Source organism: Cyanobacteriota bacterium, from assembly GCA_025054735.1.
In the GTDB taxonomy this organism is placed as follows: domain Bacteria; phylum Cyanobacteriota; class Cyanobacteriia; order SKYG9; family SKYG9; genus SKYG9.
In genome coordinates, this window is the sequence record JANWZG010000071.1 from 1 (window position 1) to 11,596 (window position 11,596).

Here is an 11,596-nt window from a genome sequence, read left to right on the forward strand (position 1 = left end):
GTAGCACAACCTCTAAGATCATTGTGACATCCTTGCAGCAAGGAGGGCAGCAAATGTTTGTTGCCAGTTTTCACTCAATGCTCTAGCAGCATGGGGATATGTTGTCTAGGGCCTGCGGGAGCATCAAATCAGCACATTATTACTCAGCACATTACTACAGGGTACTGTGACTAATGATTTCTGGATGGCGGACTTTACAACCAGCAGCAACAGTGAGCTAATGGGGATAGTTGCTGTTGTTTCAGGGGTAGAGTGGATTATGCCAGATGCAAGGGTAGGTTCTGGGCTAAAACTATGCTTCATTGGGTTTGCCCTAGCGGGACTACTGCCTACAATCGATATCCGTGCTCATGTCCATGCTAACGAAGTTCAACCCTCGCCACTAGTACAGGCGGTGGCCAATCGTTTGGTAGGCGTGATGGATACTTCAGCGCAGGCGGCTCGGAATCCCAACTTTCCAGCTATTCGATTGGTTACCTGCCTAGTAACAGTGCGCGATGCAACGGCTAATCAGACATCGGTGCTCTATCTTTATCAAGAGCAGGGAGCCATTCAGCGACCAGGACAACCCTATCGCCAGCGATTTTTGCAACTGTCCCCCACCTTAGATGGAGAAGCTGTGCGATCGTTGGCCTATAAACCCGTCCAATTAGCTACTTGGGTGGGGTTCTGCGATCGTCCGCAGGCCGATCGCGTAGTGACTAAAGCCGATTTGGGTAACCCTGTCTGTGTAGTGATCCTCAAGCCTGTGGGTAATGACTACCTAGGCACAACTCCAGTGGATGGGTGCCCTGCCAACTATCGCGGTGCGGTACGCATCACCAATCGCATTCGATTGCACAGCGATGGCATGGACACGTGGGATCGTGGTTTCGATCGCAATGGAAATCAAGTCTGGGGTGCAGAAACCGAGTCTTACCAGTTTCGCTGGGTTAGATAAGCGAGCTTAGCAACTAGCATCAATGCTCTGCAACCGCCATCAACTACACCCCCTGTTGTCGCTATGAAGCTCTATGTAATTGCCGTAGGCAAAATCAAAAAGGCTTGGATTCAAACTGGGATCCAAGAGCTATCGAAGCGACTGCCGGAGTTGGTGATGCTCGAAGTCAAGGATTCTAACCCAGAGAAAGAAGCAGCGGACATCGATTTGCGGCTACGTTCATCCATCCCCCAGCACTATCAGTTACTAGTGCTATCAGAAGAGGGTGCCCTGATGACATCCGTAGAGTTTGCCGCCCTGTTGAGAGAACACCAAAGTCAACCCTTAGTGTTTGCCGTTGGCGGCCCCGATGGGGTAGCCAATAGCCTTAAGCAGCAAGCCCTAAAGCTAGTGAGCCTATCACCCATGACCTTTCCCCATGAGCTAGCACGCTTACTGTTGATTGAGCAGTTATACCGAGCAAAAACTATTCTGCAAAATGGTAGCTATCATCGGTAATCACCAAGCCTGCCCAGGAAGGGAATGCTACTTACCCATACCTAACTGCTGAGCTTTTTGATACACTTTGCCTTCCGTTAGCAATGATGGAGCAATAATCACTTCCACCTGTTGCATTTCCTTTAGGTTTTTCGCCCCCAGAGTACCCATGCTGGTTTTCAGAGCACCTAGAAGGTTATGGGTGCCATCGTCCAACTGAGCAGGGCCATGCAAGATTTGCTCTAGGGTACCCGTGCTGCCCACCCTAATGCGAGTGCCACGGGGCAGTACTGGGCTAGGCGTTGCCATTCCCCAGTGGAAACCACGGCCAGGAGCTTCTTGAGCACGGGCAAAGGGCGAGCCAATCATCACACCATCCGCACCACAGGCAATGCACTTGCAGACATCGCCGCCAGTGACCAGCCCACCATCAGCAATTACAGGCACATAATTGCCCGTTTCTTGGTAGAAGTCATCGCGAGCAGCGGCACAATCGGCTACAGCCGTGGCTTGAGGCACGCCTACCCCCAACACTCCCCGTGATGTGCAAGCAGCTCCGGGGCCAATACCCACCAATACGGCAGCAGCGCCTGCTTTCATGAGATTGAGGGCAACTTCATAGGTTACGCAGTTCCCCAAGATAACGGGAATGGGCATCTCTTGACAGAATTGAGCTAGATCCAGGGGGGTGATGGACTGGGGTGACAAGTGAGCAGTAGAGACGACTGTAGCTTGAATGAATAGCAAGTCTGCATTGGCTTCAGCAACGACTGAGCCATATTTTGAGGCTCCAGCAGGGGTAAGGCTAACGGCTGCAATGCCGCCTAGGGATTTGATTTCTTGAATGCGCTGCTTGATCAATTCTGGTTTAATGGGTTCAGCGTAGAGTTCTTGCATCAGCGGAACGAACTCATCACGGCTGACAGAGGCGATGCGATCGAGAATTGGATTGGGATCACTGTAGCGGGTTTGAATCCCTTCCAAATTAAGGACACCCATAGCCCCTAGCTGGGACAACAACACTGCCATACGTACATCAACAACACCATCCATAGCACTGGCAATGATGGGCACTTCACGATCGATACCACCGATGCGCCAAGTTGTATCCACCAGTGAGGGGTCAAGGGTGCGCTGGCCGGGGACTAGCGCAATTTCGTCAATACCATATGCCCTGCGAGCAACTTTGCCGCGTCCAATCTGAATGTCCACGTCTGTTTTCTTCCTGATTTCTAGCCTATTTACGCTAGCCTATCAAATTGCCGGGGTGATTGGGTTGATTAACCAGCCAGATACACGGCTTAAGGCTCAAGGGATGATACAGTACGATTGAGTTTTCTACAACTGTGAGCGTTTGCTAAGGAGATGTATCTGATGAAGTCAATGAGATCTCGCCGAGAATTTCTGCTGTCATTAGCAACGTTGTCCTTAGGGTTAGCGGCTTGTCAAGCACCATCACCGTCCTCCTCATCGGTGCAATCGCCTGCAAATACACCTGTATTGCTCTATGGGGCGGGTGCTACGTTTCCATCGTTTCTCTACTTGCGTTGGTTTAAGGACTATAACCAGCAACATCCCATGGTTCAGATTAGTTATCAGCCTGTAGGTAGTGCGGCTGGAATCCAACAATTCATTACAGGCACAGTGGATTTTGGAGCTAGTGATGTGTCTCTGACGGATGCAGAAATTGCCAAGGTAAGTCGCGGCGCGGTATTGATTCCCACCACCGCAGGCAGTGTGGCCGTGGTGTATAACCTATCAGGGGTAAAAACTGGCCTTAAGCTATCGCGTGAGGTGTTGCCAGAGATTTTCTTGGGAAAAATCACCCGTTGGAATGACCCTAAACTGGTGGAGCTAAATCCTGGTGTGACCCTACCAGACAAACCCATTACCGTAGTGCACCGATCGGACGGTAGTGGCACGACTGCTACCTTCACAGCCCATCTGAGTGCCATCAGTCCAGAATGGAAGGAGAAGGTGGGAACGGGTTTGAATGTGCGGTGGGTTACAGGAGTAGGAATTAAGGATAACGCTGGTATTGCAGCTCAAATTCAACAGGCTGATGGTGTGATTGGCTATGTGGAATATGCCTTTGCTAAGCAGTTGAAGTTGTCTACTGCTGCCCTGCAAAACAAGGCTGGCAAGTATGTTCAACCCGATGAAGAGTCTGCTGCTGTGGCCTTGGCAACGGTAACCTTAGGGGATGACCTACGGGGCACAGTGGCAGATCCTGACGGTGAAAAGTCCTATGCGATCGTCACCTACAGTTGGCTATTGGCCTACAAGCAGTACAGCGATTCCAGAAAAGCAGAAGCCCTGAAAGCTGTCGTGGAATGGGGCTTGACAGAAGGGCAAAAATTTGCCACGGAGTTAGGCTATGTGCCCCTGCCAGCCGATGTTGCCCAGCGAGCAAAAGCAGCCCTGCAACAGATTGGATAGTCAAATCACTAGAATGAATTACCTCCTTGCAACTGGGTTCTTGTGCTAGCCTTGGCAGTAGCTAGCCTCAACACTGTCTACCTCAACACCTTCTACTCAGGTATGAGCAAGTTTTACAAACCATCCCAAGGTTTTTCTGTTGGGCTTATTTGGTTTCTAATTTACCTGTTTGGGTTCTTTTTCTTGGGCTATGGCTTGGTTTTGCCGTTGATGCTGGCAACGATCGGAGGCTTGGTTACTGGCTTAGTTGTGGACTGGTGGATGAGCAAAGAAGAAGCTGTAAAAGCACCACCACCAACTACAGTGCCGATAGATACATTGCCACCTCCATCTAGCCAAGTCCTGCGCCGACGCACAGTAAAAACATCGCTGCAACGGCACGCTAATCGTGATCAGCCCAGCAGAGGCCTTAAGTTGTCTCGGCTCAGAAATCCCTTTGGGCAAGGTTAACCTCTAGACAGACATCCCCACAGCAGTGCAGAACAGTTCGCGTTAGACTAGATGAACACCTATCTAGGAACCTAATCACTAGCAGCGTTTCATGGCGTTTTCTGCACTAGTACGATCGCTAAGTCGTTCTCCCCTCACTGGGGAACTGCTGACAAAACTAAACCACCAGCATTTCCTTAAACTCACAGGTGCCTCGCGACTACCCAAAGGCATAATTGCCACCACCTTAGCCCAGACAGCAGCACGGCCCCTAGTAGTGATTACAGCAACCCTAGAAGAGGCTGGACGCTGGGCAGCACAATTAGAGAGCATGGGTTGGGAAACCTTACATTTTTACCCCACTTCCGAGGCGTCTCCCTATGAACCCTTTGACCCGGAGGCAGAAATGGTCTGGGGACAGTTGCAAGTGCTGGCCGATTTGGTGACTCGCTACAGGTTACTGGCTAGTCAGTCGAATGACGAGCAAGATTCAGCATCACCTGATCTGGACAACAAGAGTCATTCACCATCAGCAAGCCATGGACAAGACACTAGAGACAACAGCCACTTCGCTATCGTTACAACAGAGCGGGCGCTTCAGCCTCATCTTCCCCCTGTGGAAGCATTTTGCCCCTTTTGCTTGACCTTAAAACCGGGAACCGAGATGGATTTGGGCACTCTCAGCGAGCAGTTGGCCCAGCTAGGCTACGATCGGGTCGCCACCGTGGAAACTGAAGGCCAGTGGAGTCGTCGGGGGGATATTGTTGATGTGTTTCCCGTATCAGCCGAGCTGCCCGTGCGCTTAGAGTGGTTTGGGGATGAACTCGACAAGCTGCGGGAGTTTGATCCGGCTAGTCAACGCTCTTTGGATAATCTTGATCGCCTCATCCTTACACCCACTAGTTTTACACCCATTATCACAGCAGCATTACGGGCTAGGCAGGGGACAGAGCTTATGACTGAATCCCCATCACCTATGGCTAATCAGTCAGGAGTTAATCAGTCAGGAGTTAATCAGTCAGGAGTTAATCAGTCAGAACCACCGAGCGAGGGAATGCGTCGCTACTTAGGACTAGCCTTCGAGCAGCCTGCGTCGCTGTTAGACTATCTGCCTGCCAATACCCTGATCGCTATTGATGAGCCAGATCAGTGTAAGGCCCATAGCGATCGCTGGTTTGAGCATGTTGACGAGCACTACCGAGAAGTTCAAGCTAGTCTTGTCGCTGGCAATGCCACACCTATTCCTCAAATTCATCGATCATTTCAGGATGCACTGGTTCAGCTTGCCTCCTATCCTCGCCTTCACCTCCACGAACTCAGCGAAGACTCTCTCCCCACCTCGCACTCTGCATCCTCCACTCCCCCTACCACCTTCAACCTCGCTGCCCGTGCTATTCCTACCGTTCCTCACCAATTTGCTCGCCTAGCAGAAGCTATTCGTCAAGAGCGCGATCGCGGTTTTGCCAACTGGATCATCTCCCTGCAACCTTCCCGCTCAGTCGCTCTATTGCAGGAACACGACTGTCCAGCACAATTTGTCCCCAATGTGCGAGACTATGGGGCGATTGACAAACTCCAGGCCCAGCGAGTACCCGTTGCGCTGAAGTATTCTGGCTTAGCAGAGCTAGAAGGCTTTGTGATGCCAACCTTCCGGGTGATGGTCGTCACAGATAAGGAATTCTATGGCCAGCATTCCCTAGCAACTCCCGGCTATGTCCGCAAGCGCCGCCGCGCCGTTTCCAAGCAGGTGGATCCGAACAAGCTCCGCCCTGGAGATTTTGTTGTTCATCGCAATCACGGAGTAGGAAAATTTTTACGGCTAGAGAGTTTGACAATCAATAACCAAACTAGGGAGTACCTGGTGATTCAGTATGCTGATGGGTTGTTGCGAGTGGTAGCCGATCAGCTTAATGCACTGTCTCGCTTTCGGGGCACTACAGACAAAGTTCCTGAATTGAATAGGATGACAGGCACAGCTTGGGAAAAAACGAAAGCTAAGGTGCGCAAGTCTATCAAAAAACTAGCGGTGGACTTGTTGCAGCTCTATGCCCAACGATCGCAACAGCGAGGGTTTGTCTTTCCCCCAGATGTGCCTTGGCAGCAAGAATTAGAAGACTCCTTCCCCTATCAGCCTACCCCCGATCAGTTAAAGGCCATCCAAGATGTAAAGCGGGATATGGAATCCGATCGCCCGATGGATCGCCTTGTCTGTGGGGATGTGGGCTTTGGCAAAACTGAGGTAGCTCTGCGAGCAATTTTCAAAGCCGTTATGGGTGGCAAACAGGTGGCTCTACTTGCGCCAACAACTATCCTCACCCAGCAGCATTACCACACCCTCAAGGAACGCTTTGCTCCCTATCCCATCCAAGTGGCGCTATTAAATCGCTTCCGCACGGCTGAAGAACGCAAGCAAATTGTGCAAAAGCTAGCAACAGGTGAGATTGATGTGGTTGTGGGCACTCACCAATTATTGGGCAAAGATGTGCGGTTTCGCCAGTTAGGGCTACTAGTTGTGGATGAAGAGCAGCGCTTTGGTGTGAATCAAAAAGAAAAGATCAAGGCCATGAAAACCGAAATAGATGTGCTCACCCTCAGTGCCACACCTATTCCCCGCACTCTGTACATGGCCCTTTCTGGTGTGCGTGAGATGAGTCTGATTACCACGCCGCCCCCTTCCCGCCGTCCGATTAAAACCCACCTCACTCCTTATGAACCAGAAACCATTCGCAGTGCCATTCGCCAAGAACTAGACCGGGGGGGACAAATTTTCTACGTAGTGCCTCGCGTAGAGGGCATTGAAGAGGTTGCTGCTCGCCTGCGGGAGATGGTTCCTGGTCTGAGGTTGGCGATCGCCCATGGTCAAATGCCCGAAGCTGAGCTAGAGTCCACCATGCTGAGCTTTAGTAATCACGAGGCCGATCTACTGCTCTGCACGACCATCATTGAGTCAGGGCTGGATATTCCCCGTGTGAATACGATCATCATTGAAGACGCACAGAAATTTGGCCTCTCCCAGCTTTATCAATTGCGAGGACGGGTAGGTCGTGCGGGCATCCAAGCCCACGCTTGGTTGTGTTACCCCAGTAAAGGCGAATTATCTGACGCGGCTCGACAACGCCTCCGCGCCATCCAAGAATTTACCCAACTGGGATCAGGCTTCCAGCTTGCTATGCGGGACATGGAGATTCGTGGTGTGGGTAACTTGTTGGGGGCAGAGCAATCAGGGCAGATGGATGCGATCGGCTTTGACCTATACATGCAAATGCTGCAAGAGGCGTTGCAAGAAATCCGTGGGCAAGAAATTCCTAAGGTAGACGACACCCAGATTGATCTCAACCTCACTGCTTTCATCCCCGCTGACTATATCCCTGACCCTGACGAGAAGCTTAGCGCCTACCGAGCTGTTGCCACTGCCCAGTCCAAGCAGGAGCTTACCCAACTAGCAGCCGACTGGAGCGATCGCTACGGCACTCTCCCCAGCCCTGTGGTGCAACTTATCCGCATTGTAGAACTGAAGCAAATTGCCAAAGGTCTAGGCTTCTCTCGCATCAAACCCGACGGTAATCAGCACATCGTCTTAGAAACACCCATGGAAGAACCCGCTTGGAAACTCCTGCAAGAAAACCTACCCGCCAATCTGCAAAGTCGGTTTGTCTACACCCCTGGTAAAGTCACTGTGCGCGGCCTCGGTCTCGTGAAGCCAACCCAACAACTAGAAAACCTCATCGATTGGCTGGGCAAACTCCAAGGTGCCCTTCCCGATATTACTCTGGCCTAGTTGACACTAGACTTGTAGCGCGCGATGCACCTAGCTAACAAGAGCGCTTGAGTAGATGAATCCACTACGTTCTACCAAGTTTGGGGAATGATAGGTGGTGCTGGCGGCACAGGAGCAGGTGATGGTGGCGGTGGCGGTGCCGGCCGCACAAAGGGAGGTTCCGGTGGCGGTGGTGGTACGGGAATGGCATCCAAGCTATCTTCAAAGAAGTAAACATTTGGGCAATAATCAAAGCCCCTAGCTGGAATAACGCATTCGTGATCGATCGTAAAGCTAGTGTTATCTCGCAAGCTCACTAGAAATCGCCCCGTCTCTCCTCGTTTAATCACCTGCTCTTGCTCCAGCAGGCCATCTTTGTACAAGGCAATTCGCACGGCAGTTTGCTCATCAGAGTAGGGGGCATCGTCAGCAAAACCAAAGGCTAGGGCTAACCGTCGAAATCCTTGAGTTCCTGGAGTTGGCGCTAGGCTGCAAACCGTCTCAATCAGCTCAGATTGGTGAACCCCTGGTTTAAATATATTGCCCATAAAAGCACTGGCTGTAAGCAAGCGGCGAGCCACTACAACATCATGGTCAACATCCCAGTAGCCACCTCTGCCGTTTTGAGTACAGATTAAATCTGTGACTGGCACGATCACTGTCTCATCTCGGCTACTGCCATTTGGCTGGGCAGTTGCTTTAATCGTTAGGGTAACAATGATCGCCGCTACTGCTGCGGAAAGTAATCGGTTCCAGTTCATCTCCTAATAACCCTCCAGGGCTGGTGGACAGACTGCCCGGCGCGGTCTGCGTGAGCATCGAGCAGCTTACTACCTACCCTTTTACTCGATTCTGCAAATTTTGGCGCACATAAAATTTAGAAAAATATTAACTGGTTGCAAGTAACGCCATTAAAAAAGGGGGTCAAATTACCATAGCAACTGACCCCACCTGCCGACCCTCTAGAGAGGAGAACACTTATCACTATAGTCTTGTTGAGATTTTATGTCAATAACTATTGACACTTTTTCTCAACAAACTCAAAGTGATGTCGCTGAACGCACCTGCTCTTCCACGAGGTTAGTGATACGCCAGTCTAGGAGAATTGGTATGACATCACACCAAGGAGAAGGTCTGGGATAGCGTAGTATCTACCTTTGGCGTGTAGTTAATGCATAGGACCTATGGATTCATCACTGACGATATTGGGCACTCCACCAAACGCATGGATGGTTAATGAAACGATCGCAGACATTTCTAGACCACCACTGCCCCCCCACCTTATCACCCTACCCACCGAGACTAAAACCCTGCGCCTTGACTTAGCAAAGGCAGCAATGATTGTGATTGATATGCAAAATGACTTTTGCCATCCCGATGGCTGGCTAGCCTCCATTGGTGTTGACGTTTCGCCAGCCCGCCAACCCATTCAACCCCTACAAATATTGCTACCTAGCCTACGATCAGCCAATGTCCCTATCATCTGGCTCAACTGGGGCAACCGTCCAGATTTACTCAACATTAGTGCGGGTCTACGTCATGTGTATAACCCCACGGGAACAGGCATTGGTCTTGCGGATCCATTACCTAAAAATGGAGCACCTGTGCTCACGGCTGGTAGTTGGGCAGCGGCTGTGGTTGACGAATTAGAGCCACTTGCATCCGACATTCGTATCGATAAGTTCCGGATGAGCGGTTTTTGGGACACACCCCTCGATAGTATTCTCAAAAACTTGGGCCGCACAACATTGTTTTTTGCCGGTGTGAATGCTGACCAATGCGTTATGGCAACATTGCAGGATGCGAATTTCCTGGGGTACGACTGCATTTTACTAGAGGATTGTACAGCTACTACGTCGCCCGATTACTGCCTGTTAGCAACCCTCTATAACGTGAAGCAGTGTTTCGGTTTTGTGTCGGATTCCCATCGACTGTTGACTGCCCTTACTTCATAGTCATGCAGATTAAAGGAGGCTTCTTTCATGACTGCTCAGCAGTGTGTCATCCCAATCGTCAAGTCACCTAAGGATTATCAAGCGTTTCGCATTAGTCCCCAAGACACAAATCGATTGGCGATCGTGTTTGATCCCAGTCATGCTCACCAATCCCTGACCATCTGTGTGGAAATTTTTGATGTCGGGGGCAAGACACCACCCAATCGGCACCAACTTGCTGTAGAAATGTTTTTTGTGCTGAAGGGAACGGGATTAGCCACGTGTGATGGGAAGACAGTCCCCATTCAAGCTGGAGATAGCGTTCTAGTGCCGCCCACAGGCACCCACATGATTGAGAATACTGGCTCTGATCGCCTATATGCGCTCTGTATTATGGTGCCCAACGAAGACTTTGCTGAGCTAATCCGCAGTGGAGTGCCAGTGGAACTCGATGAAGAAGACTTGGCTGTGCTGCGACGATCGCCTCTGTTAACACCCTGTTAATCACTGCCTGCAACTATCCACATACTTGTAATCGCTGTAAGACTTGAATACAATCCGCTAGCAAAGCCGCTTGGTTCTCGATCGTTAGCACTGGAACATGCAGGAACAGGCAATCTGTAGCTGGGTTATGCATCCGCAAATACTTCAGGAGATTGCAGTATAAGCCATTGCAGACAAACGTACCCGCATGATGACTTACCTCGGTCATGGCCAAGCCACGGCAGAGTTGCTCTAGGTCAAGCATTGTTGTGTATGCCTGTTCAGTTTCAAAGTCATGGCCCGTAGACTCTAAGGACAACCACTCGCGGTGACTTGCCATGCCTAGGCACAGCACTAAGTCGGGCTGAACATGGTTGATTGCGCTAATCACCAGTTGAGAGGCAAGGTCAGTCTGCACAGGCAATCTGCGCAAAGTATGCACGTTGTTACCTAAAACGCCACGATGCAGTAAGAGTGCTAACAGGTCATCAGAAGCGTTCGAGGCTTGCTCTGGCAACCACGTGTCAAAGGATGTGATGAGAGTGCGTTTTAGCATAACGCCCAAATCAGGTCATACTGGTCATACTTGAGTTTGACATTTAACGAACAGCCAATCCCAAACTCTGATATTGGAGATGCCCATAGTGTGATGAGATTTACCATTCGGCAAGTTTTGCCACTGCTGTTGCTGTGCTTGGCGGTAACGATCGGTACCATAGCTTGTTCATCGTCTAAGTCTGTTAGCCCACGTGCAGAGTTAGTCATTGGCTCCAAAAACTTCACTGAACAGGTAATCCTAGGTGAACTGCTAGCACAACATATTGAAAACACCACGGGGCTAACAGTCGATCGGCGGTTGAACTTGGGTGGTAGTTTCATCTGTCACCAAGCCCTTCTCGCTGGACAGCTAGATGCCTATGTTGAATACACAGGTACAGCCTTGACCACGATTCTCAAGCAACCAGCCGTTAGTAATCCCCGTGTTGTCTACCAGCAAGTTCAGCAAGGATACCGACAACAATTTAACCTAGAGGTCACAGAGCCATTGGGATTTGAGAACACCTTTGCGATGATTATTCGGGGTGAGGATGCCCGCCGCTACCAGATTCAAACCCTTTCCCAGGCAGCAAAATACAC

The 11,596-nt window shown here is 50.7% G+C and carries 12 protein-coding genes; 9 read left to right on the forward strand and 3 right to left on the reverse strand.

The features are described 5' to 3' along the window. Positions 1 to 166 precede the first annotated feature (166 nt). Positions 167 to 940, forward strand: a complete 774-nt coding sequence (locus NZ772_05245) for a chromophore lyase CpcT/CpeT (protein MCS6812965.1) — start codon at positions 167 to 169, stop codon at positions 938 to 940. Between the two features lie 63 nt (positions 941 to 1,003). Then, positions 1,004 to 1,438 (forward strand): 23S rRNA (pseudouridine(1915)-N(3))-methyltransferase RlmH, encoded by a 435-nt coding sequence (locus tag NZ772_05250; protein ID MCS6812966.1) that lies wholly within the window; start codon positions 1,004 to 1,006, stop codon positions 1,436 to 1,438. A gap of 27 nt (positions 1,439 to 1,465) precedes the next feature. On the opposite strand, the gene NZ772_05255 is transcribed toward NZ772_05250, so the two are convergent. Beyond that, positions 1,466 to 2,629 carry a GuaB3 family IMP dehydrogenase-related protein gene (locus tag NZ772_05255; protein MCS6812967.1) on the reverse strand — a complete coding sequence of 388 codons (1,164 nt, stop codon included), beginning with the start codon at positions 2,627 to 2,629 and terminating at the stop codon, positions 1,466 to 1,468. Between NZ772_05255 and NZ772_05260 the strand changes: the two genes are divergently transcribed. From NZ772_05260 to mfd, 4 genes are all read left to right on the forward strand, one after another. Further along, positions 2,622 to 2,750, forward strand: a complete 129-nt coding sequence (locus NZ772_05260; protein ID MCS6812968.1) for a hypothetical protein — start codon at positions 2,622 to 2,624, stop codon at positions 2,748 to 2,750. The genes NZ772_05255 and NZ772_05260 overlap by 8 nt on opposite strands. A gap of 41 nt (positions 2,751 to 2,791) precedes the next feature. Next, positions 2,792 to 3,856 (forward strand): phosphate ABC transporter substrate-binding protein PstS, encoded by a 1,065-nt coding sequence (gene pstS / locus NZ772_05265; protein ID MCS6812969.1) that lies wholly within the window; start codon positions 2,792 to 2,794, stop codon positions 3,854 to 3,856. Positions 3,857 to 3,898: 42 nt separating this feature from the next. Beyond that, positions 3,899 to 4,306 carry a hypothetical protein gene (locus NZ772_05270; protein MCS6812970.1) on the forward strand — a complete coding sequence of 136 codons (408 nt, stop codon included), beginning with the start codon at positions 3,899 to 3,901 and terminating at the stop codon, positions 4,304 to 4,306. Positions 4,307 to 4,397: 91 nt separating this feature from the next. Beyond that, positions 4,398 to 8,063, forward strand: a complete 3,666-nt coding sequence (gene mfd, locus NZ772_05275; GenBank protein MCS6812971.1) for a transcription-repair coupling factor — start codon at positions 4,398 to 4,400, stop codon at positions 8,061 to 8,063. 71 nt (positions 8,064 to 8,134) lie between these two features. Here the strand turns inward: mfd and NZ772_05280 are convergent, their stop codons facing one another. After that, positions 8,135 to 8,803: a hypothetical protein gene (locus NZ772_05280; protein ID MCS6812972.1), complete on the reverse strand. Its 669-nt coding sequence runs from the start codon at positions 8,801 to 8,803 to the stop codon at positions 8,135 to 8,137. Between the two features lie 423 nt (positions 8,804 to 9,226). Here NZ772_05280 and NZ772_05285 point away from each other — a divergent pair, with 423 nt between their 5' ends. Continuing rightward, positions 9,227 to 9,997 (forward strand): cysteine hydrolase, encoded by a 771-nt coding sequence (locus NZ772_05285; protein MCS6812973.1) that lies wholly within the window; start codon positions 9,227 to 9,229, stop codon positions 9,995 to 9,997. A 27-nt stretch (positions 9,998 to 10,024) separates the two neighbouring features. Beyond that, a complete protein-coding gene (locus tag NZ772_05290) occupies positions 10,025 to 10,480 on the forward strand; it encodes a cupin domain-containing protein (protein MCS6812974.1) in 456 nt (151 codons plus the stop codon). Positions 10,481 to 10,493: 13 nt separating this feature from the next. Here the strand turns inward: NZ772_05290 and NZ772_05295 are convergent, their stop codons facing one another. Beyond that, a complete protein-coding gene (locus tag NZ772_05295; protein ID MCS6812975.1) occupies positions 10,494 to 11,015 on the reverse strand; it encodes a peptidase C15 in 522 nt (173 codons plus the stop codon). 93 nt (positions 11,016 to 11,108) lie between these two features. On the opposite strand from NZ772_05295, the gene NZ772_05300 reads away from it, so the two are divergent. Continuing rightward, on the forward strand, positions 11,109 to 11,596 hold a 488-nt coding region (locus tag NZ772_05300), incomplete at its 3' end, for an ABC transporter substrate-binding protein (GenBank protein MCS6812976.1).